A 21783-nucleotide genomic window follows, 5' to 3' on the forward strand; every position below is an offset into this window, starting at 1 on the left:
TGGAGCATTTTTACGACGCGCTTACGAAAGGCAAAGCCTCCGCCGTGCTTGCCGCATCGCTTTTCCATTTCCATGAAATACCTATTCCCGAGCTGAAAAAACATCTCGCAGACAAAGGAATTTCTGTCCGGCTTTAAGTTTTAAACCTCAACACAAAATGAGCCCCAAAGGCTCATTTTTTATTTCCGGCAGAAATAAATTGTGCACTATTTTTTATTTATCAGTCCTATAATCTCGCCTGAAATAATAGCTGACAGGGCAATAAAAACCGGCGGTTTGACCGCCGTTATTCTTTATCATCTCTGTCCGGGAAATTTTTCAGCCGCACTTCAAGCACCCTGTGCTTTTGAACGTCAAGCACGTGGAAATCCCAGCTCTTGTAGCTGATTGTTTCTCCCTTGCTCGGGAAATTGCCCGACAGCTCAAGAATCATTCCTGCAAGTGTATCGACTTCGTCAAATTCCTCGCAGAACGGATAATCTACCGCATCGGACAAATCTTCAAGATTTGCCTGTCCCTGCGCAAGCCAGCAGTTTTCGCCCTCCTGCTGAATTTCAGGCGTTTCCCTGTCGTACTCGTCCTGTATGTCGCCGATTATTTCTTCAATAAGGTCTTCGAGCGTGACAATTCCTGCTGTTCCGCCGTATTCGTCAACGACTATGGCGATATGCTTTTTGGATTTCTTCATCGTTTCAAGAGCTTCGTCAGTTTTCATCGTTTCAGGAACAAACATCGGCTTGCGCATAAGCTCCGCGATCGTTTTTTTCTGTCCGCCCGCAAGCAGATTAAGCAGGTCTTTAGCGTAAAGCACGCCGCGTATTTCGTCCAGGTCCTCTTCGTAGACAGGTATTCTCGAATGTCCCGATTTCAGCGACAGTTCAACGGCTTCTTCAATGCTGCTTTGAATTTCGATAGCTTCCATGTCAACGCGCGGAACCATGACTTCCGATACCTTTGTCTCTTCAAAATCGATTATACTGTGTATCATTTCGCTTTCGTCTTCGTCAAGCACTCCGCTTTCGCTACCCTCTGTGACTATGTGTTCAAGCTCTTCGCGCGAGGCAAGACCGCTGTATGAGGAAAGTTTTTTGCCGCTGATTTTCTCGACAAGCGAAAGCGCCGACTGGATGACAAACACCATCGGCCAAAGCAGTATGCGGAGTTTCAGAAGTATAGGAAGACTGCGCATAAGCACGCTGTCCTGCTCGGATATCGCTATGTTTTTCGGCAGCACCTCGCAGAACACGACTATTAAAGCCGTCATTACAAAAACCGACCACGCGGCACCCACAGTGCCGAAAAGCTTTATGGCAAGGGCAGCTGCAACCGACGAAGCCGCAATGTTCACAAGATTGTTGCCGATCAGTGTTATGTTAATCGCGTTTGAAATATTCTCGCTGAGCCAGAGAAGCCCTTTCTTTCTCTCCGGATATTCGTCGGCGAGAGCGAGGAGTTTTCCTCTTGTTGAAGCGGTAATTGAGGTTTCCGCCGCGCTGAAAAAGTTTGAAAGCACGAGCAGCAGAAAGAGTAAAAGCAAACTGCCTGACAAGTCTGTATCCACTAAATTTCAACTCCTGTTTTGCACTTGATGCTATTATTATAACCCGTTTTCTTCAAAAACTGACACTACTCTGTCCAGAATTCCGTTCATGTAAGCAAGCGCAACGCCGTAGTTCGTTATGGGAACGTTCTGCTCCGCCGCTTCTATCAGACGCGACATCAGCTGTTTTCTCGTGAACATACAGCCTCCGCAGTGAATTATCAGGGCGTACGGCGACAAATCTTTCGGGAAATCGGCGCCTGCGGCAACGTCTACAGAAAGCCCTTCCCCCGATATTTTACGCAGTCTGCAAGGTATTTTAACCCTGCCTATGTCTTCGGTAACCGGTGCGTGCGTGCAGGCTTCCGCAATAAGCACGCGGTCGGTTTCTTTTAGTTCGCCGATTTTTCTTGCACCGGCAACGAACTGCGACAACTCGCCCTTTGAACGGGCAAGCAGTATTGAAAACGACGTAAGAGGCGTTTCTTCCGGAAGTACCTTTGCGACCTCGGCAAACACCTGCGAGTCCGTTATGACAAGGTCAGGATTTTTTTTCAGCGACGCAAGCGCGGCAGGCAGCTCTTCGGGCGTGCAGACGTACGCAGAGCCGTGATGCTCAAGAATGTCGCGTATCACCTGCACCTGCGGGAGAATAAGCCTTCCCTTCGGCGCCTGTCTGTCCTGCGGCGCAACAAGCAGTACGCAGCTGCCCGGCTTGAACAGGTCTCCGCAAAGCACCGGCTTTTCAAAATCTGTCGGCGCAGCGGAAACTATCGCCGACAGCAGCTCTGCGCGGCAGGCTTTGTCGTTTGCGTCCGCCGCGACAAATTTTATTTCAAGTTCCTTGGAAAGCTTTTCAAGAACCGTTTGCAGCTCTTCACCCGACAGAAGGTCTTTTTTGTTGAGCACGCCGAGCACGGGCGTATGCGCAGCGCTGAATTTTTCGCGCCATTCGCGCTCGAAGCTTAAATCGCCGTAAGCGGCGGCTGAAACAACAAGCAGAGCAAGGTCTGTTCTGTTCAGCATTTCCTCCGTTTTCTCAACACGGAGTTTTCCGAGTTCCCCTTCGTCGTCAAAACCGGCTGTATCCAGAATTTCCACGGGACCAAGAGGCAGAAGCTCCATACTTTTCAAAACGGGATCCGTTGTGGTTCCCGCTTTGTCGGAAACAAGCGCCGCCTGCTGCCCCGTCACAAGATTTGCAAGGCTTGATTTGCCCGCGTTTCTCCTGCCGAAAAATCCTATATGCAGCCTGTTTGCGCGCGGTGTTGCGTCAAGTCCGCTCATTTTCTCACCTTGAGAATTCCTGACGCCTTGTCTTTCGCGTCCATTTTTTTGTAAAATTCGTTTATTTTGTCAAGTATCAGCGCTATTTTTTCCCTGTCGTTAAGCTCTGACGGCAAATCCTCCATATAAATCGGCTCTCCGAATTCCACGTAAATTTTTGTCGGGCGGGGCAGGGTCATATCAGGCGCCATAGCGCGGAATGTTCCGCCGCACCAGGTTGGAACTACAGGAGTACCTGTTTTGAGCGCCATAATTCCTACGCCGCCTTCAAGAGGACTGAGCTCCCCCGTAAGCGTTCTGTGCCCCTCCGGACAGATGAAAACTGAGCTGCCCTCTTTCAGAAAACCCATAACCATACGCAGCAGCGCCGCCGAAGAATTTTTGTTTTCCTGCGAAACGGGAACTGCGCCAAGCGCACGGATAAAGGTGCCGAAAACAGGAACAGTGAACAGCTTTTCCCACGCTACAAAGCGTATGCGGCGCGGAAAAACGGCAAAACCCACCATGGGAGGGTCAAGATAGCTTGCGTGGTTGGAGGCGTAAATACAGGGACGCCCTTTGGGAATATTTTTAACCCCGTGCCTCGTAAATCTGTGATAAAGCGTGAAATAAATCAGAAGCACCAGTCCTACAACGTAATAAAGCATTATCCTACCCGCCAATCCAAAATATTTTTAATCTTAATGCGGCACGTATTTTTTGCCGAGTGCGCCTTCCTCAGGCAGATATTCCAGGGGATTAAGCAGCTTTTTGTTTTCCCCGCGCAGTTCAAAATGCAGATGATTGCAGGTTGCGCGTCCGGTTCTGCCCACCGAGGCGATTTTCTGCCCCCTTTTTACCTCCTGTCCGACATTCAAATAAATTTCGGAACAATGAGAATAGAGCGACCACAATTTTTTCCCGTCATGGCGGATAACCGCCATTTTTCCGTATCCGCTGTATTTTGCGCTGTTAATCGCTATAAATTCGACAACTCCGTCTGCAACCGCGTAGACAGGGTCACCGGCGCGGCTCATCATATCAACGCCGCTGTGTCTCCCGCGCACACCCCGTGATATGTAGCCGTATTTTACCGGCCACACGAGCTGATCTTCCGCAAGTTCAGGAATGTCTCCCGAAAGGTCAGGGTTTTCTTCAAGTTTTTTCGTTTCAGCCGCTATTTTCTTTTTCTGCTCTTCGCTTTCGTGCGAGCTTGTACAGCAGGCGCGCGAACGGCGCTTCTTTTTGCCGCCGCGTTTTTTGGTTCCTGATTTGCTTTCTTTTTTTGCAGAACTCCGTACGCTGCTTTTGGCTGAAGTACTGCCTGACCTGCCAGAAGTCTCCTTTGCCGCGGAAGGCAGGGCAAAAATCAAGACAAGCAAAAGCACCGCAAGAAATTTAAAACGTTTTGTTTTTGAAAACATCAGTCTTCCGGCACCTGAAATTTTGCCGCGATTTCAGCCATTTCCGACATAAGCCTGTTCTCAACAACTCCGTTCACGCAGCGAATGGAATGGTCTGCGCCCGGCAGCTGATAAAATATTTTTCTGCCTCTTTCGGTTTTAACGCTGTTGTACAGCTTCTCGCACGCTTTTTTCGGGAAAATCTCATCCTTCTGCCCGCGGAAAGCGATAAAACTGTCTGCTTTTACTTTTTTCACCACGTCAAAACTGATGTCCTGCTTCAGCGTATTCATTATCGGAAGCCCGAACATGTATTCCGCTCTTTTTTTCGGATACATGCCTGCTCCGGCAACGATAAGGCGTCTGACGTCTATGTCAGGCTCCGCCGCACAGCAACAGGCGGAAATTCCGCCGAGCGAAAAACCCCACAGCCAAAGAGGCTGCCCCTTGGTGCGGCTGATTACCTCACGAACCATTTTCATTGCGTCCGAAAACTCCTGCGCGTAGGTTTTGCCCGCAAACGCAAGTCTCACCCATTCGCTCTGGTCTTCAAAATCGTCACGGTTGTGAATGTTTCTCGAGGTTTCCGTCAGCCAGCAGGTAAAGCCCCTTTTGCACATCTCACCGGCAAGTACGCGGAATTTGTTCGTACTGCCTAAATTTGCGCTGCTGAACACCCCGTGAAGGAACACGACCTGAATGCCGTTCGCCTTGGCGGGAACGGTTTTTTCAATTCTCAGTTCTTTGTCGCCGAAGCTGCCGGTGAGCGTTATAAGCTCAGTTTCTTTGAATACAGCCATCAGTCTGCCGAAATAAATTTGTAGCCGAGTTCGTTAATCAGAGCTTTAAATTTTTCGTTTTCTATCTCTTTTGAAAGTTCAACGACAGCCGTTCCCTTTTCATGCGAAACGACAGCCTGTTTCACTCCGTCAAGCTGCTCGAGAGCCTGTTTGATTCTTGCTTCGCAGTGCAGGCACATAATACCCTCGGCGTGTATTGTTTTTGTCATGTGGAAAACCTCCTTTTCAGCGTTCCGTTCAATTATAACCGATTTTGCGCCGTTTATCTTAACAAAATTCAGCCGCAGCGCATTTGTTACCACGCAGAAGCTCGAAAGCGACATCGCCGCGGCACAGAACGACGGGCTGAGCTGCAGTCCTAAAGGAGAGAAAACACCTGCCGCAAGCGGAATTCCAAGCGCGTTGTAGAAAAACGCCAAAAAAAGATTCTGCTTTATATTGCGCAGCACGGCGCGGCTGAGCTTTACCGCCGACGGAAGCGCGGAAAGGCTGTCGCGCATCAGCACGACGTCTGCGGAATCTGCCGCGATATCTGTTCCTTTCCCTAAAGCTATTCCCGTGTCGGAAGCCTTGAGCGAGGGCGCGTCGTTTATTCCGTCTCCTGCCATGGCCGTTAAGCCCTGCTTTTTCAGTTCGCTGACAATTTTTTCCTTGTCCTGCGGAAGCAGTCCTGCATAGAAATCTTCAATGCCGCAGTTCTGCGCCGCCGCTTTTACCGCCCGTTCGTTGTCGCCTGAAAGCAGCACTGTGCGTATGCCGAGCTGTTTCAGTTCTGCGACAGCAGTTTCAGCATCGGCCTTCAGCGTGTCAGAAACGGCAAACAATCCGAGAATTTTCTTTTCATCCGCAACAAGAACCACGGTTTTGCCTTCCTTTTCCAGCCGCTGAACGTCATGCAGGACTTCGCCGCTTGTTTCAACTTTTGAAGCAACGAACGAGGGTTTTCCCGCATACAGCCTGCCCTGCGCAGAGAGTGCGGATACTCCGTTTCCGGGCAGCTCTTCATAATTTTCTACAGGAAAAATTTCTGCGTTCTGTTCTTTCAGCCATGCTGAGACCGCCGCGGCAACAGGGTGCGAGCTTCTGCTTTCAAGCGCGTACGCGGCTGCTTCAAAATCCGCAGAGTAAGAAACAACGTCTGAAACGGTCATTTCGCCGCTCGTAAGCGTCCCTGTCTTATCCAGAGCCATAATTGAAATTTTGCCGGTCTGTTCAAGCGAAGCGGCTGTCTTAAAAAGTATTCCGTTTTTCGCGCCGACTCCGCTTCCGACCATTATTGCAACCGGTGTTGCAAGCCCCAAAGCGCAGGGGCAGGAGATGACAAGCACGGAAATTCCGCGCGACAGCGCAAAGGCAAAATCCTTTCCCGCTGACAGCCAGCCGCACAGCGTCGCAAGCGCAATGCAGATTACCGAAGGAACGAAAACAGCGGCGGCCCTGTCTGCAATTTTGGCGACGGGCGCTTTCTGCGCAGCGGCGTCGGAAACAAGCTTTATTATTTTTGAAAGCGTCGTATCTTCGCCGACGCTGAAAGCCCTTGCCCGTACAAAACCGGACAAATTGACCGTCGCGGTAAAAACCTTGTCTCCCGCGGTCTTGTCAACCGGCAGGCTTTCTCCCGTCAGCGCAGACTCGTCAACAGATGCCGCGCCTTCAACAATTATCCCGTCCGCGGGAAATTTTTCCCCAGGCCGCACAACGAATTCATCGCCCGGTTTTATTTCCGAAAGCAGTATTCTCTCTTCCCTGCCGTCTTTTACTACAACGGCGAAATCGGGCGCGAGCTTCGCAAGCCCCTTAAGCGCGTCAGTCGTTCTGCCTTTTGAACGCGCTTCAAGCGTTTTGCCTACGGTTATAAGCGTCAGAATCATTGCCGCAGAATCAAAATACAGATGCCCCCCGCCCTTCGCCAGTACGGCGCAGGAATAGACAAACGAAGCCGCGGAGCCGAGAGCAACAAGGCTGTCCATATTCGGGCTGCGCCTTGCAAGCGATGCGAAGCCGCTCGTGAAAAATTTTCTGTTGACGCACATAATCGCCGCAGCAAGAACAAACTGGCAGACAGCGGAGAAATAAAATCCAAAATCTGCGCCGAACATATGCCCCATTGAGAAATACATAAGCGGCAGCAGCAAAGCCGCCGAAACGGCAAGCCGCCGCTTCAGACGTTTCGTTTCTTCGTCTGCGGAAGAATCTTTTTCCGCCTCGTAAAGCCTTGCGCCGTACCCTACTTTTGTGACGGCGGCAATAATTTCTTCCGATCTTCCGCCTTCAACCTGCATTGAATTGGTCAGCAGACTGACGGAACAGGAAGTCACCCCGTCAACCTTTTTCACGGCTCTTTCAACCGCTGCCGAACATGCCGCGCAGCTCATACCCGTTACGCTGAATTTTACCGTCATTCCGAGCCTCCTCCCGTGGAATAAAATCTCCCAAACCTTTTTCATATATAGTATAATTCATTACGGCAAATTTGTGCTGCGTATATCTGCGCAGCGGACAGGCGGTATTTATACGGTCATGAAAGGCTATTTTGACGGGGCTTCGCGCTCAAATCCGGGAGAAGCAGGCGCAGGCTCATTTCTCGTTGACAACGACGGAAAAATAATATGGAGCAAGGCTGATTATCTCGGTGTTAAAACAAACAACGAGGCTGAATACACGGCGCTGATAAATCTGCTTGCCGAAGCGCGCGCCAGAAACGTGAAACAGCTTGACGTGTACGGCGACAGCAAACTTGTGATATCGCAGGTGACGCACCAGTGGAAAATAAAAATGCCGCATCTTTTTGAACTTGCTTCAAAGGTGTGGGAGCTTGCGCAGGGCATGAACGTAAGCTACAGCTGGCTGCCGCGCGAACAAAACAAACTTGCCGACGCACTCTCAAACGAAGCAATAGACAGAAAAAACGGTTAACCATATCAGATATTGTTCTGGTTTAAGAAAGAGGAATAAGCATGAAAGATTTAAAAAAATACGTCAAACGCACTGCACAGGACGACGCGGCGGTTTACGGCGCGGTTTCTGAAATCATCGCAAAGGTCATAAAGGAAGGCGACGCCGGAGTATCCTTCTACAACGAAAAATTCGGCGGACTGCCGGCAAAAGATTTCCGCGTCCCCGCAAAGGAGCTGGACAAAGCTCTCAAAGCCGTATCGCCGGAGCTGCTGAAAGCAATGCGGCTTTCTGCCAAAAACATTAAAAAATTTGCAAAAAAGCAGCTTTCCTGCGTTAAACCGCTCAAAACGGAAGTCATGAAAGGCGTTGCGCTCGGGCATAATGTAATTCCCGTAGACTCGGTATGCTGCTACGTCCCCGGAGGCAACCATCCTCTTTTCTCCACGGCTTTAATGCTTGCGATACCGGCAAAGGTTGCGGGAGTGCCGAGAATATGCGCATGCGTACCCCCGATGAACGGAAGCCGTCTGCCCCACCCCGCAACGCTCGCCGCTCTCAAAATCGCCGGCGTTGACGAAATATACGCAACAGGCGGTGCTCAGGCTGTCGCCGCCGCTGCTTACGGAACAAAAACGATAAAACCAGTAACAATGATAGTAGGTCCCGGAAACAAATTCGTCACGGAAGCAAAACGCCAGGTCTTCGGCAGAGTCGGCATAGATTTTATCGCAGGTCCCAGCGAAGTGCTTGTAATAGCAGATTCCGCGGCGAAACCTGCAGTTATAGCCGCCGACCTTCTCGCGCAGTCAGAGCATGACAAAGACGCCTCAGGCATACTTGTAACAACGTCTGAAACGCTTGCAAAAGCCGTTGAAAAAGAGGTCGAAGCACAGCTCAAAACGCTTGACACGGCAGACATAGCAGGCATATCGTGGAAAAACAACGGACGCATAATCCTTGCTAAAAATCTCAGCGAAGCCTGTGAAATCGCAAACGAACTCGCGCCGGAGCATCTTGAAGTTGACACCAAAAATCCTGAAGAGCTCGCGGACAAACTTCGCAACTACGGTTCCCTCTTCCTCGGACAGGGCTCGGCGGAAGTATTCGGCGATTACGATGCCGGCACCAACCACACCCTGCCGACAATGGGCGCAGCCCGCTACACAGGCGGAGTATCGGTATTCAACTTCCTTAAAATCTGCACCTTCCAAAACGTCTCGTCCGAAGGCGTGACAAGAATAGGCAGAGCCGCGGTTACAATGGCTGAAAACGAAGGGCTCACTGCTCACGCCAACGCGGCAAGAATCAGGCTGAAATAACACGGCACTTTGCGCCGTTATAAAAAAAGAAGCAGACCTTTTCGGTCTGCTTCTTTTCTGTTTGGATTTTTGCGCTTATTTCGTTTTGTAGCCGTCGTATTTCTTCTGTGAGCCGGTAAGTGCTACGCAGTTATTGATCATGTCTTTAACTGACGTGCCTTTTTCCATTGTTTCAAGCCAGCCCTGTGCTTTGCTTGTGAGGGTTGCGGGCTCTGTTTTGCCAACTGACATTGTTGCTGTTGTCGGCCAGAACCAGCCGCCGTTTTCGTTGCGGCCCTGAAGCACTACGCGGATGTCGCCCTGTTTTTTGGCTGCAGGAAGGTCGATGCCCTTCTTGTTCTGGTACATAGCGACTGACGCGAGAAGACCTTCGTCGTCTTTGCGGACTCTGTTGACTACGAGAACGACTGCTGTGTCTTTGTATTCCGTCTGGAAGTTGAAGTCGCCCTGTGAGTCGCCGGCGCCGAATATAGGACCTCTGCCTTTGTACAGCGGGCGGATAATTTTGTCGACTGTTGCGACTTTACCCGGGCCTTCTGTCTGCGGGTGGAGATCATAGTCGTATTCGTTCGTGAGAACGCCGCCTTTTTCTTTGTTGGTCATAGCTGTGATGCCGTCTACGCCTTTGAGGTTCCATGCGGGAACTGTCGCGCAGATAACGTCAAGATAGGAAGCTGAGCAGAACCATACATCGATGCCGTTTTCTTCGAGGCAGACGAGGAGTTCCTGCATTTCAGGCGTTACTGTTACTGAGTTGTTGTGTTTGATTGTAAGCTGTCCGGCTTCTGACGGATATTTCTTTGAATCCGGGCTCTGCCATTTAATCTTCTTCCACTGTGTCGGGTCTTTGAGCTGTCTTTCGTGTGAAAGTTTGTGTGATTCAAGGGCGAGCTGCTGAACCTGTGCGCGTGTCATACCTTCGAAGAGGTAGCTAGTCCACGGGTAGCCGATTGCTGTTGAGTAGCTGCTTACGATTGCGTCATGGAGCCACCAGACTTTTGTTGCGAATTCTTTCCAGTCGTCTGAGTTGATCCATTCTTTCATTTTGCTTTCTTTTGAGTTGTCCGGTGCAACGTAGCCTTTATCGTAAAGTTTTTTGTAGGCTTTTGCAGCGTCTCTTGCAACTTTGGCAACCGTCAGATGGCCCCATTTTTCGCCGAGGTCCATGTTGACATCAGGAATACCTGTTGTGAGAAGCGTGTACATGCGTTCCGGTTTGGCTGCGAAACGAAGGCGTTCGAACATATAGAAATATGTTTCCTGACCGACGTCGTTGATTGAAATCGTGTTGTCAAAGTCGAATACTGCATACGGTTTGCAGTTCGGGTCGTAACCCTTGCTGTTTTTACCGTACATATCGAACATCTGGTTGATGACTTTTTTGACGTTCGGCTCCCAGTTCTTGCTTGTCAGATAAGCTGTTTTGCCTGCCGCAAATGCTGCTGACGAGAAGACCATGGCAAAAATCATTGCAACGACAAAAGCTCTTACTGATTTTTTGCTGAATCTCATGTTATTTTCCCCTTTCAAAATTTTTGTGAATTTGCTGCGTGTTGCCGTGTAGCCTATAACCTAGTTAACTGCAACTTACAGACCGAAAACTTTTGGCAGGATAAGCTTCGGAAGCGTAAGCGACAGTGCAGGCACAAACGTTGTGAGCAGAAGCACCGGCAGATATGCGAAAATAAGAAGAATCATTATCGGCTTGAGCATTGTGTTGATTTTCGCATTGCAGATGCGTCCGCTGAGGTAAAGCATAGGAGCCGTAGGAGGCGTGAGGTTGCCCATTCCGAGGTTGACGCCGAGTATGGCCGCAAAATGCACAGGATGCACTCCGAGCGACGTAACTATCGGGAGCAGAATCGGCGTGCAGAGCAGGATTCCGCTGACGTCGTCCATAAGCATTCCTATGATTATCATAAATACGTTGATGAGGATAAGAATTATATATTTGTTGTCGGTAATTGAAAGCAGCCAGTCGGCTATCTGCTGCGGCACGTCTTCCATAACCATAAGACGGCTCATCATCATAACCATAAAGAACATTACCATAACAACGCCGGTTGTTGTTCCTGTTTCAACAATTGCATCCTTAAGACCTTTAAGATCCATTCCCTTATATATGAAAAGACCAACCGGAATTGCGTAAAGCACGCTGACAGCCGCAGCTTCCGTAGGCGTCATAATACCGCCGTAGATGCCTCCGAGGATAATGACAGGCATGAGCAGCGACGGGAAACCTATTTTAATATTCTTTCTCGTGCTGATGAGCCATTCGGACATTGTCTGGGCTTCTCTGACCTTAATCGGCATGTGGCGTGTCATAACCGCGTTGCAGGTGCAGAGCAGAATAACAAGCAGAATGCCTGGGCCTACTGTTGCGAGGAAGCATGCAAGAACAGACGTGTTGCTTGACCAGGCGTAAAGAATCTGCGCTGAGCTCGGGGGAATAAGAAGCCCCAGCGGGCAGGCGGCTGCAAGCAGAGAGGCAACGTAGCCTCTTTCATAGCCTGCCGCAAGAAGTCTCGGCTGCATCATTGCGCCGATGCAGGAAAGAGTTGCGGAAGCAGAGCCTGAAATTGAACCGAATATAGCGCTTGTAACTACTGAAACAGCGCCGAGTCCGCTTCTGATGCGGCCTGTAAAGGATTCGACAACACCTATAAGGGCTTCGCCTATTTTACTTTTTTCCATAATGCCGCCTGCGAGGATAAACAGCGGCATAGCGAGAAGAACGACCGAATTGATCTGCCCGTAGGCAGCGTTCAGCAGGAAGTCCGTCTGATAGCTGAGAGAAAACGCAAGCCATATAACCGTTGCACCAAAGGAGAAAGGTATAGGCATACCGATAACAAGGCAGAATATAAGCACACCAATTCCGATAAGAACTTCAGTCATGACCTATTCTCCTTTCTGCGCTGCAAACTGCGCTTTAGTCGGCGCTTTCGCGTCGGGATATTTTGCTTTTATGCGTTCTGAAACGTAATCGCCCTCAGAGGGTTCCGTATAATAGCCTTCTTTAAAGTATGCGCGAATATTTCTGAAGAAATAATACCCGTGATAGAACTCCATAAGCAGCATACCGAGGAAAATTGCGCTGTGCGAAATGGAGATAGGTATTTTCAAAGACGTTGTAAGCGGGTTTTTCTCAAGCGACCAGAGAAGCATCTGCGTTGACCAGACAAGCACTACGGTGTTGACCGCAAGCGTCAGCGCTTCTGCAAGAAGCCCGATAGCGTCCTTTATTCTCATGTTTTTAACGTACATCTTCATAAGGTCTGCTTTGATATGGCTGTTTTCGTAGCTGCCGTGAGCCGCTCCGATAAAATAAAGCCAGAAAGCAAACAGAAGAATAATTTCATCTGAGCCGTAGAAATTGCTGCCGAGCACGTAACGCATAAAGACAGCGGCCAAAATGGTAACCGTTGACATCAAATTGCAGACTACAATAACAAAGCGTATCAGTTTAAGCAGCAGCTTCCAGAATCCTGTATCCTGTAAACTCATTTGGTGCTGCACCTCTTTCATAACAAAATTGCAAGAAAGGGTGCTTCCGTGCAAAAGTCTTGGGAGAGTTCGCACAGAAGCAGCCCTTGTAAAACATTGATTATTTGACTGATTCGGTAAGTTTTTTAAGCGTGTCTGCACCGATGTTCTTTTTAAGCTTCGGCCAGGTTACTTTTCTTACTTTATCAACGTATGCTTTCATTTCTTTGGCGCTGAGCGTTTCAACCTTTACGCCGTATTTTTTGAGATCGTTGATTGCTTTTTCGTCAAGACTCTTTGCAACTTTGTAGCTGTTGTCAGCTTCTTTGCGGAAAGCGTCCGTTACGATTTTCTGCTGTTCCGGAGTAAGCTTTCCAAACGTCTTTTTGCTTGTGAAGTAGCCTATGTTCTCGGCAAAAATGTTGTAGCAGACGTAATGCTTGATAACGTCGCGGAAATCTGAGTAGGCAAGCTGAGGGGTAAGACCGATTGCGCCGTCGCAAACGCCTGTCTGCAGTGAGCTGTAAAGGTCTGAATACGGGATTGTCGTGGCACCGAAGCCCATGTCGTTGACAACGAGGTTATAGACTTCGATTGCAGGAGCGCGAACCTTTGAAGCCTTCTTTGCCGCAGCGTCCTGATATTTTGCCGGAAGCTTCGTATAGGCAATGCCTATGAGACCTTCAACGTAGATACCCATAAGCTTGACGCCGAGTTTGTCGTGAACCTGTCCGTAGGTTTTTGAGAAATAGGACTGAGGTCCGAAAACCTTCGGGAGATCCTGATAACCGGCAACAAGATAAGGAATGAAGTTCATTTCGAGTTTTGAATCGTATTCGCTCGGAATAGGGATAAGAGCCATGTCAACGGCGCCCTTCATAAGATCCTGATAGGTAACCGTGTAGTCGCCGAGCTGACTTGACGGATAAATCTTAATCTTAAGATCGCCTTTCGTCTTTGTTTCAATTTCCTTGACTATGCGCTGAAGCGACGCATAACCCGGATGGTTGGTGTTATAGTGCGTGGCAAGGCGGAGCCTTGTCGTCTTTGCTTCTGACGGAGTTGCCGTAAAGCAAGCAAAAGCCGCTGCCAGAAGAAGAATTGAAGCTGTGATGCCAAGAATTTTCTTCATAACCTGATGCACCTCTCTTGTTTGTGTTTGCTGAAACGGTACTTCTGTGAACAGTGAAGCCTGCAGCGGCGTTTAACGGCCGCAGCAGACTTCTTTGCCGCAAATCCTAACGGACGCCTTCGCGTACGTATTTGATAAGCTGTTCTTTGTTCATTCCGGCGATGCCGAGATCCTCTGCCGTAAGACCTGCTTTGCGCCAGTCTTTTTCATGGATAATGTTGTAAATATCGATGCAGGAATTCGTTGTCGGCATTGCAACACCGAGGATTTTACCGATTTCTGACCAGGGAACAAGGCCGAACGGGCAGTCTTCGGTAAGATATCTGTCCCAAATGCTGTTGGGGCCGCAAATCGGGGTAAGCGAGATTGCGCCGTGTCCGGCTGCATAGAGCTGTTTCCAGTTAAAGCCCACAGGCATGCCGCTGAAATCTTCCATCGGTGTGAGTGAGTAGCCGAGTTCTTTGCCGACTGCTTTGCGTTCCTGGTCAAGCACGATATTGACCTTGCATGCTGACGGCGTCCAGCCGTGTTCATAGACGAAGAAGTTGAAGAGATGATGTTCGATTGACGTTACGGAAAGGAGACACGGACCTGTGTGCCACGCCGGGTTAACTATTGAAAGTCCGCTTTCGAGAACGTCGTTGTAAACCTTAACGAACGGGAAGAGGTCTTCGCGCATTTCATCAATAAGCGCGGGACCTGCGCTTGCCGGCATAAAGCCGATATTGACGTCGTTTCTTCCGTAGAATTCTACTCTGCCTTCGCCTTTAAGACGCGTGTCGTACGGCAGGTTGTTGACATCGGCGATAACAGGGCAGTTCTCTTCGCCGAACACTTTGCGGAGCTGAAGAGCTGCAAATGCGCCGGGGAATACTACGATGATCTGGTCTTTTTTGACCTTGCCTTTAAGAAGCTGGGCATAATCGCCGTGTGCAAACGCCGGTGTTACGAGAACGATGTAGCGGCAGCCTTCGATTGCCTTTTCGATATCGTCCGTTACCATGTTGAGTTTTACGGGACCCGGTTTTTCAAACAGACCTGTCATTTCTATCGTCTGCGTTTCAAAGACCTTTTTCATTTTGTCTTTGAACTTCGGCATTTCATAGAAATTAACCGTGTGACCTTTCACCGTGAAATCGGCTGCCATTGTATGTCCGCCGTTTCCGCCTCCGAGTATTGCTATCTTTTTCGGTACCATTCTAAAGGACCTCCTGTGTGTATTGAATAGTGGTTTGTTCTAAGACGGCATTCTGCTGTCATTGAAATTATAGATTATTTTTACGGCAAAAAGCCATATTAAATCTCACAAATTTTAAATAAAATAGCGCTGTCTTTTTGTACAAACAGCACAAAAAAATCGCCGGCTTCCGCAGCAGGGCGAAACCGGACGATTTACAACGTTATACGCTGAAATACGGCTAAAACGTCTTTGACCGCAGTGCTATATACACTGCCACTGCATTGTTAAAATCGTGCAAATCAATGCCCGTAACCTTTTCAAAGCGGCTGAGCCTGTAACAGAGCGTATTCTTGTGAATATTCAGTCTGCGGGAAGCAAGCGTCTGGTTAAAATTCGACTCACACCACACACGCGCAAGCTTCATAAGCTCCGGACAGTCTCTCTGGCTGCGCAGACTGCCGAGCTGCTCATTCGCGAAATTGTCCAGCACAGTCTGAGGAATGCGGCATATCAGCTTTTCGAGATTAAAATCATCTATATAAAGACAGCTTGACGGACAGCGCTCAAGCGCCACCTCCCACGAAAGCTTTGCGTCCTCGTAGCTTCGCTTCAGTTCCTCCGGAGTTAAAGCTTTCCTGCCTATGCCTGCCGTCAGACAGAAACCGCACTGCCTCATCTGCTCCTCCAGTTCGCTGAATTTTTTCTTCAGACGGTCAACGTAGTCGCCGCCTGCGCTTTTCAACGCCGCAAACACAACGTAGCGTTCTTCCCCGACGCTGATTCTTATATCTTCAGCTCCGCAGAACTGCTGTTTGACCATAACGTGATAATCAAAACTTAACACCGGCGATACCTGTTTCAGTTTTCTGGCGTCCGGCACCTCAAGGTTGCGGTAATCAAGATAAATCACGGCACGCGGTATGCTCATGTCATATCCGAGCATAGTGCAGTGGGAGAGGAAATTTTCTCCGGACGCTGCGCTGCCGTCAAAATTAATAAGTTCTCGCAGCAGTTCAAGTCTGTCTTTATTTTTCAAAATGGCAGAATCCTTTATCAGCTCGGTTCTCACAAGCATTTCGGCAAAAATCTTTATAAGGTTGCCGTACTTTGACACCTCGTCAGGAGTTCCTGTTATGCCTACGGTTCCAACCACCTCGTTATTTATCGTTATCGGCATTGTAACTCCGGGCTGAGTTCCCGAAAGCCGCGCGGCAGCTTTACTGTCGTGATAGAGCTGTCTGCCGTACTTCACAGACTCAAGAGACGCCTCATGAAAAGAGCCGCACCTTCCTTCCTGTGACGAACCTATAATAATTCCCTTCTGATTTGTAATAATGACCGAATAATTAATAATTTTGCTTGCCTGCTTGCAGATACTCTGAGCAATACGCTCCAGCATAATTGCCGTCCCCCTCCGGACTGAATTTACCTGTACATATTATATACTTTTTGTACTAAAGCTACAATATACCATACAAAATTTAATAACCTGCAGCGGCTTGCTTGCAATAACCGGTTCTCTTTTGTAAAATATACCCGTTGAAAGCACACCAGTCTTGAAAGGAGACACTCACATGAAAATGAAAAAAATTGCTGCCGTACTGCTCGTTGCAGTCTTCACGGCACTTTGCGCTCTCTCGGCAGGCTGCGCCGCAGAAAAAGCGCCGAAAGTTAAAGAAAGCAAACAGTCAAAACAGATTCGCAGCCAGTTCCAGAAAATAATGCACAGCTGGATTCGTTCAGAGAACAGGCGCGACACCGAAAACAGCCAGACAAGCTACGTGGAAGTAGAAGCAGCCTTTTTCTCCCCCGAATATATCGAAGCACACGTTCAGGATCAGGCACAGAAAAACCTTTGGACAGAACAGGAGCTTGAAGACTACAAGTACAAATATCTGCAGACGCTCCAGCTTGACAAAATGATACCGTTCCTTATTCACATTGACAACTCTGCAGAAGCGATGCACATGGCGCCCTTTGACAACATCGTCAAAATGCGCGTGGGCGGAAAAACCTACAAGCCTGTAGACTACGACAAACGCTTTAACTTCCGTCTCATGGGCGAAATAGAAGGACTTGTATTCTTCCCGCGCTACGACGAAAAGACAGGCAAACCGCTTATCCCAGAAAAAGGCGGTACCGTACAGCTTGAGTTCAACTCCTTCATGAGTCCTATACTCAAAAGCAACATAAACCTCATGTGGTCGCTCGGCAACCAGGACATCAGCAGACTTTACCAGGGCAAAACCGCAGCCAGACTTGAAAGCGGACGTATGCTCGAACGCCTCGAAAAGCTCAGAAAAGAAAAAGAAGCGATCGATGCCAAAGCCGGCACAATGCAGCAGGAAATCGACACCATTCAGAAACGTCTGGACGATCTGCAGAAAAAAATGTAACCGTCAGTTCTTAAATAAAAAACTCACCGGCGAAAACCGGTGAGTTTTTTGTTCAACGCATAGGCTTACAACAGCTTTTTGGCACGGTAGACGGAATTTTTGCCTGCGCCGATTTTTTCAAGGTGTCCCCTTTCAAGCATTCCGCGAAGCAGCAAAATTGCCGTTGCCTGAGAGACTGAAAGCGTTGCCTGCACCTCTCTGCGCGTCGTGAAGCCATTTTGGCTGCACAGCGACAAAACGGCATTTTCCCTTTCCAGACGCACAGCGTCGCACGGCAGCACAACAGGCTCTGCCGCCCTGCCGAATAACTTTTGTCCGCTGCGGATTTCCTGTATGCGGCAAAGGCTGCTGTCCGTCTTTTTATCGGTATAATTCAAGTTTGGCAGCACGGTCTTGAACGCGTTTGCCGTTATTATAAATTCAGGCATTTTGCCGCTGCCCTTATAACAGTTGATTATTTTCATAATTCCTGTGCCGTAGGCTTCTATCAGTTTCAGCCTGTAAAACACGTTCGCAAGCTTCGGATTGCGTGCGGACGAAACGCCGATCATGATATCTTCCCTGCTGACACCATTTGCCAGTCCTCCGACAGATACAAATTCCATTCTGTCGTCAAATATTGATACGAGGGCAGGGGCGTTAACGGCATATTCCCTGTGAACTATGGTATTGAGCAGCGCTTCTCTCACCGCCTCTTCGGGATAATCTCTCCTGTCCACCCTGTACAGTCCCGAAATTTCGGCATGGAGCCTGTTGTATCTGTCAAGAAAAGCATAGCCGCGGTCAAGCTGCTCCAGCAACGAACCCGTTTCATCGCTTCTGTCCCTGAAAATTGTTTTGTCCGTGCCGTCAAACAGCGCAAGCTTAAGACTTACTTCGCACTGGTCAGACAACAGGTACGCAAGATTGGTGAACACACCTCCGCTGTTGATAAACCGGAGACTTTTCCGCGAGTTTTCGTCAAATTTAACGCCGAATTTCTGAAAATATTCTGCAGTCTGTTCAAAAGTCAGTTCCTGTTTTGCCGAAACAGCGTCTTCAAAACTGTCCCCAGCGCTTTCTCTCAGCATTGCAAAAATCGACAGCTCGTCCGCTGCTACGGTAGAAGCGCCGTGCCTGACAAAAACACCCTGCGGGCTTATTCCTTTGCCTGCGATAAAGTACGGACGCAAGGTTCCTCGCCGGACGCTGATTTTTATAACGGTTTTGTTGTCAAGAATCTCGCAGCCGCACTCCGTAAAGCGCGTCAGGTCGGGGCGTATGGCGTCGCGTATTGTGTTTGCAACGCGCTGCAGGGTTTTGTCGGCGTCAGAAATTCCGCATACGGCGCCGTCGTCTTCTATGCCGATATACAAAACGCCTCCGTCGCAGTTGGCAAACGCCGCTACAGTTTTCTTTATTTCTTCCGTAAATTCTCTTTTAAACTCCACGCCGCTGCCCTCAAACACCGCGCTCACTCCCTGCTGATTATTATCCGCTTTTAATGATTACAATATTATTATAATGATTATATTCTTATTGTCAAGAGGTTAAAATAAAACGGGCAAAAAACAGGAACCCCGTTAAAGAGTTCCTGTTTAGTCAGGCAAAGTATTCCAAGTTAGAATTTGACGCCTATCCTAAAGCCCATTCCAAGTCTCTCAAATTTGCCGTTTAAGACGGATACTTTTGAATATTTTGAAAAACTATCCGCCTTAACTTGCAAATTTCATAAACAGATTGTACAATACAGGTACTGATAAGGGTGGTGACGGATATGTTCAAAGACATCTACACCAGAAGGTTCTATCTGGACAAAATACGCGGCTTTTACAAAAGCGATTTAATCAAAGTCATAACGGGCATCAGACGCTGCGGCAAATCGTGCTTTCTGAAATCAGTAATGAATGACCTTGAGGCACAGGGGGTTGCGCCGGAGGATATTATTTACATTGATTTAGACAGCCACGGCTACAAAAGCATAAAAACAGCAGACGCGCTTGACGCTGTGATTATGAAGCAAATTACAGACAACAGCTATAAATATATTTTTATAGACGAAATACAAAACGTACAGGATTTTGAAACAGTTATAAACGCCTTCAGAGAAGAAGGCAGCTGTTCTATATTCATTACAGGTTCAAATTCTTATCTTCTCAGCGGCGAACTTGTAACTAAACTGACAGGAAGATACATTGAAATTGAAATGTTCACACTGAATTTCAATGAATATCTTGAGATGAAACACTTTCTCGGCAGACAAACAGGAAATATAATGGCAGAATTTACCGAGTATATCAACAACGGAGGATTTCCGAAAACACTGGAATTTGACAGTGCCGCCGACAGGGAAATATACCTTGGCAGTGTTATACAGCAAATAATCCGCAGAGACATAAAACAGCGCCGCAAAATTAGAAACTGGACAGCCTTTGAGAAGCTTATGTACTATCTTTTTAATAATTTCGGTGCCCCCGTAAGCCTCACAAACATACTGAACTACTTCAACAAGCAGGAAAAAATTGCGATACAGCCGGAGACTGTCAACAGGTATATGGAAATACTGGAAAATGCCAAACTGCTTTATAAATGTCCCCGGTTTGACACAAAATCCAGAAAAGCCCTGCATTTTGAACAAAAATACTACCTTGCAGATTTAAGCATCTGCTATGCAAACAATGTTGACCGCAGAATTAACTATGGACATGTGCTTGAAAATGTTTTGTACACCTATCTGAGGTCAAAAGGTTACTTGCTGAGCACAGGCAAAGTCGGACACCTTGAATGTGATTTCATTGCGCGCAAAAAAGCTGATTACAGCTACATACAGGTTTCAATGTCAATTGCCGACAAAACCGTTGAAGACAGAGAATACAGACCATTTACCGCAATAAAAGACAACTATCCGAAGTATCTCTTTACACTTGACCCGTTGCTGCAAAAACGGGACGGTATAATTCACAGAAATCTTGCGGACTTTTTAGCCTCAGATTCCGAACTGTGATAGGTAAACCGAGCGCAAAAAACAGGAACCCTTGTAAGGGTTCCTGTTCAGGGGATGAAGCAAAGGCGTGAAAAGTTCACAAGCCTTCGTCATTTCTGATTAAAAAGGGGGCACGTATGTGCCCCCGATATTGTTAATTAGATTAACAATTAGAATTTGACGTCGGTGCGGAAGAAGAGAACACCGTCTTTGCCGTTGTGATCCCAACCGTTCCAATCGCCATAGTCATACCAGTCATAGCCGAGTGTGCAAGTGACTGCGGGATTAAGCTTGTAGGAGGCATTGATACCGTATGCTTTTGTCTTGTCAGCGCCTTCGATGCTGTTGTCAAGCTGCATAAACATAAGTTCTGTTGAGAACTTCTTCGTCCATTTCTGGGCTGCGCGGATGTTCCAAATTTTGTATTTGGCATCTCTTGTGGGTTTTGAACCCCAGAAAAGACCTTTGTCGGAGTCTGCCTTGAAGCCGAAGCTGTATGCCGTAACACCGCCCTGACCTGAACCGAGGTTACCAAGGAAATGTCCGGTTGCCTGAGCATATTCGACCCACAGTGACGTGAATTTAAGTGCCGGCTGTTTAATGTCAAGGACAACTTTCCATGCATTTTCGCTACTTGATGAGTCAAATGTATCTTCTGCAAGTTTCTGCCAGTAGTAAGCGCCTTTGAGGGCGATATCCTGTGTAAATTTGTAACCGGCGTAGATACCATAGGTATGGACATGTCCACCCTTAATACCATCGAACTGCATCCAGTTTGCAAGTCCAGCGAGGAACCATTTATCTGTTACATAGTCAAGTTTAAGAGCATAGTTCATTGACGTGCACTGAGCCTTATCACCCCAAAGAGCCTGCTCACCTTCGTTGTTATAGTTACGGTAGATAACACCTACCAATGAGACTTTGTCCCATTTTTTCTTGAACTCAAAAGCATCGCCACGGTAGTCACCCCAGAGTGAGTCAAATGCATTGACGAGACCGTATTCGCCTTCCCAGTCCCATGAGAAACGTCCGATTCTTGCATTGAGTCCCCAGAACGGGAGCTTTGTGCCAATGTAGAATTTGTTCCATGACATCTGTTTGATATCGCTCTGTCCACGCTGTGTTCCGCTTGCCGCCCATGCGCCGACACGGAATTCTGAATCGAAGTACGTATCTTCCGTTATCTGGCGGCGGAAATACAGACGCGCGTATTCTTTTGTGAATTCTTTTGTCGTTCCATGATTTTCTTTTTGGTTAAGGAACTGTGATTTTTCATCCTGATCGCCGTTTGTGAATTTCGCGTCAAATTTGAAGCGTCCGCTGATCTGCCAGCTGCCGATGCCTTTTTCGAGCTTCGTTACGCGTTTGTCGAGTTTGTCGGTTTTCGCGCCGAGTGCTGCG

The 21783-nt window shown here is 48.3% G+C and carries 18 protein-coding genes; 4 read left to right on the top strand and 14 right to left on the bottom strand.

What is annotated here, in order from left to right; translation table 11 throughout:
• Nucleotides 1-286 precede the first annotated feature (286 nt).
• The 6 genes from KBS54_04635 to KBS54_04660 are packed head-to-tail and all read right to left on the bottom strand — an operon-like array spanning nt 287 to nt 7411.
• Nucleotides 287-1561 carry an HlyC/CorC family transporter gene (locus KBS54_04635; protein MBQ0055414.1) on the bottom strand — a complete coding sequence of 425 codons (1275 nt, stop codon included), beginning with the start codon at nt 1559-1561 and terminating at the stop codon, nt 287-289.
• Nucleotides 1562-1597: 36 nt separating this feature from the next.
• The gene (gene hydF / locus KBS54_04640; GenBank protein ID MBQ0055415.1) at nt 1598-2827 is read right to left on the bottom strand and encodes a [FeFe] hydrogenase H-cluster maturation GTPase HydF; all 1230 of its coding nucleotides are present in this window, start codon (nt 2825-2827) and stop codon (nt 1598-1600) included.
• Nucleotides 2824-3474, bottom strand: a complete 651-nt coding sequence (locus KBS54_04645) for a 1-acyl-sn-glycerol-3-phosphate acyltransferase (GenBank protein MBQ0055416.1) — start codon at nt 3472-3474, stop codon at nt 2824-2826. The genes hydF and KBS54_04645 overlap by 4 nt, the downstream gene beginning before the upstream one ends.
• A 33-nt stretch (nt 3475-3507) precedes the next feature.
• A complete protein-coding gene (locus tag KBS54_04650) occupies nt 3508-4230 on the bottom strand; it encodes a M23 family metallopeptidase (protein MBQ0055417.1) in 723 nt (240 codons plus the stop codon).
• Nucleotides 4230-5009, bottom strand: a complete 780-nt coding sequence (locus KBS54_04655; protein ID MBQ0055418.1) for a hypothetical protein — start codon at nt 5007-5009, stop codon at nt 4230-4232. The genes KBS54_04650 and KBS54_04655 overlap by 1 nt, the downstream gene beginning before the upstream one ends.
• Entirely contained in the window at nt 5009-7411 is a 2403-nt protein-coding gene (locus KBS54_04660; GenBank protein MBQ0055419.1) for a heavy metal translocating P-type ATPase, read from the bottom strand. Before KBS54_04660 ends, KBS54_04655 begins: the two co-directional genes overlap by 1 nt.
• A gap of 118 nt (nt 7412-7529) precedes the next feature.
• Here KBS54_04660 and KBS54_04665 point away from each other — a divergent pair, with 118 nt between their 5' ends.
• Nucleotides 7530-7925: a ribonuclease HI family protein gene (locus KBS54_04665; protein ID MBQ0055420.1), complete on the top strand. Its 396-nt coding sequence runs from the start codon at nt 7530-7532 to the stop codon at nt 7923-7925.
• 41 nt (nt 7926-7966) lie between these two features.
• Nucleotides 7967-9226 carry a histidinol dehydrogenase gene (gene hisD, locus KBS54_04670; protein MBQ0055421.1) on the top strand — a complete coding sequence of 420 codons (1260 nt, stop codon included), beginning with the start codon at nt 7967-7969 and terminating at the stop codon, nt 9224-9226.
• Nucleotides 9227-9301: 75 nt separating this feature from the next.
• Here the strand turns inward: hisD and KBS54_04675 are convergent, their stop codons facing one another.
• The 6 genes from KBS54_04675 to KBS54_04700 form a co-directional block, all read right to left on the bottom strand.
• Nucleotides 9302-10738: a hypothetical protein gene (locus KBS54_04675; protein ID MBQ0055422.1), complete on the bottom strand. Its 1437-nt coding sequence runs from the start codon at nt 10736-10738 to the stop codon at nt 9302-9304.
• A gap of 75 nt (nt 10739-10813) precedes the next feature.
• Entirely contained in the window at nt 10814-12124 is a 1311-nt protein-coding gene (locus tag KBS54_04680) for a TRAP transporter large permease (protein ID MBQ0055423.1), read from the bottom strand.
• Between the two features lie 3 nt (nt 12125-12127).
• Entirely contained in the window at nt 12128-12733 is a 606-nt protein-coding gene (locus tag KBS54_04685; GenBank protein ID MBQ0055424.1) for a TRAP transporter small permease, read from the bottom strand.
• Between the two features lie 100 nt (nt 12734-12833).
• Entirely contained in the window at nt 12834-13844 is a 1011-nt protein-coding gene (gene dctP, locus KBS54_04690; protein ID MBQ0055425.1) for a TRAP transporter substrate-binding protein DctP, read from the bottom strand.
• 106 nt (nt 13845-13950) lie between these two features.
• The gene (locus tag KBS54_04695) at nt 13951-15042 is read right to left on the bottom strand and encodes an NAD/NADP octopine/nopaline dehydrogenase family protein (protein ID MBQ0055426.1); all 1092 of its coding nucleotides are present in this window, start codon (nt 15040-15042) and stop codon (nt 13951-13953) included.
• Between the two features lie 220 nt (nt 15043-15262).
• The gene (locus KBS54_04700) at nt 15263-16423 is read right to left on the bottom strand and encodes a helix-turn-helix domain-containing protein (GenBank protein ID MBQ0055427.1); all 1161 of its coding nucleotides are present in this window, start codon (nt 16421-16423) and stop codon (nt 15263-15265) included.
• A gap of 175 nt (nt 16424-16598) precedes the next feature.
• On the opposite strand from KBS54_04700, the gene KBS54_04705 reads away from it, so the two are divergent.
• Nucleotides 16599-17420: a hypothetical protein gene (locus tag KBS54_04705; protein ID MBQ0055428.1), complete on the top strand. Its 822-nt coding sequence runs from the start codon at nt 16599-16601 to the stop codon at nt 17418-17420.
• 65 nt (nt 17421-17485) lie between these two features.
• On the opposite strand, the gene KBS54_04710 is transcribed toward KBS54_04705, so the two are convergent.
• A complete protein-coding gene (locus KBS54_04710; GenBank protein MBQ0055429.1) occupies nt 17486-18850 on the bottom strand; it encodes a putative DNA binding domain-containing protein in 1365 nt (454 codons plus the stop codon).
• 326 nt (nt 18851-19176) lie between these two features.
• On the opposite strand from KBS54_04710, the gene KBS54_04715 reads away from it, so the two are divergent.
• The gene (locus KBS54_04715) at nt 19177-20403 is read left to right on the top strand and encodes an ATP-binding protein (protein MBQ0055430.1); all 1227 of its coding nucleotides are present in this window, start codon (nt 19177-19179) and stop codon (nt 20401-20403) included.
• 149 nt (nt 20404-20552) lie between these two features.
• On the opposite strand, the gene KBS54_04720 is transcribed toward KBS54_04715, so the two are convergent.
• On the bottom strand, nt 20553-21783 hold a 1231-nt coding region (locus KBS54_04720; protein MBQ0055431.1), incomplete at its 5' end, for a hypothetical protein.

Source organism: Candidatus Equadaptatus faecalis (assembly GCA_018065065.1).
Taxonomy (GTDB): Bacteria; Synergistota; Synergistia; order Synergistales; family Synergistaceae; genus Equadaptatus; species Equadaptatus faecalis.

Excerpts from the sequence above, each read along its gene's own strand:
- KBS54_04655 (MBQ0055418.1), bottom strand. The coding sequence starts at position 5,009 with ATGGCTGTATTCAAAGAAACTGAGCTTATAACGCTCACCGGCAGCTTC.
- hydF (MBQ0055415.1), bottom strand. The coding sequence starts at position 2,827 with ATGAGCGGACTTGACGCAACACCGCGCGCAAACAGGCTGCATATAGGA.
- KBS54_04675 (MBQ0055422.1), bottom strand. The coding sequence starts at position 10,738 with ATGAGATTCAGCAAAAAATCAGTAAGAGCTTTTGTCGTTGCAATGATT.
- KBS54_04680 (MBQ0055423.1), bottom strand. The coding sequence starts at position 12,124 with ATGACTGAAGTTCTTATCGGAATTGGTGTGCTTATATTCTGCCTTGTT.
- KBS54_04715 (MBQ0055430.1), top strand. The coding sequence starts at position 19,177 with ATGTTCAAAGACATCTACACCAGAAGGTTCTATCTGGACAAAATACGC.
- KBS54_04660 (MBQ0055419.1), bottom strand. The coding sequence starts at position 7,411 with ATGACGGTAAAATTCAGCGTAACGGGTATGAGCTGCGCGGCATGTTCG.
- dctP (MBQ0055425.1), bottom strand. The coding sequence starts at position 13,844 with ATGAAGAAAATTCTTGGCATCACAGCTTCAATTCTTCTTCTGGCAGCG.
- KBS54_04650 (MBQ0055417.1), bottom strand. The coding sequence starts at position 4,230 with ATGTTTTCAAAAACAAAACGTTTTAAATTTCTTGCGGTGCTTTTGCTT.
- hisD (MBQ0055421.1), top strand. The coding sequence starts at position 7,967 with ATGAAAGATTTAAAAAAATACGTCAAACGCACTGCACAGGACGACGCG.
- KBS54_04665 (MBQ0055420.1), top strand. The coding sequence starts at position 7,530 with ATGAAAGGCTATTTTGACGGGGCTTCGCGCTCAAATCCGGGAGAAGCA.
- KBS54_04645 (MBQ0055416.1), bottom strand. The coding sequence starts at position 3,474 with ATGCTTTATTACGTTGTAGGACTGGTGCTTCTGATTTATTTCACGCTT.
- KBS54_04685 (MBQ0055424.1), bottom strand. The coding sequence starts at position 12,733 with ATGAGTTTACAGGATACAGGATTCTGGAAGCTGCTGCTTAAACTGATA.
- KBS54_04705 (MBQ0055428.1), top strand. The coding sequence starts at position 16,599 with ATGAAAATGAAAAAAATTGCTGCCGTACTGCTCGTTGCAGTCTTCACG.
- KBS54_04700 (MBQ0055427.1), bottom strand. The coding sequence starts at position 16,423 with ATGCTGGAGCGTATTGCTCAGAGTATCTGCAAGCAGGCAAGCAAAATT.
- KBS54_04695 (MBQ0055426.1), bottom strand. The coding sequence starts at position 15,042 with ATGGTACCGAAAAAGATAGCAATACTCGGAGGCGGAAACGGCGGACAT.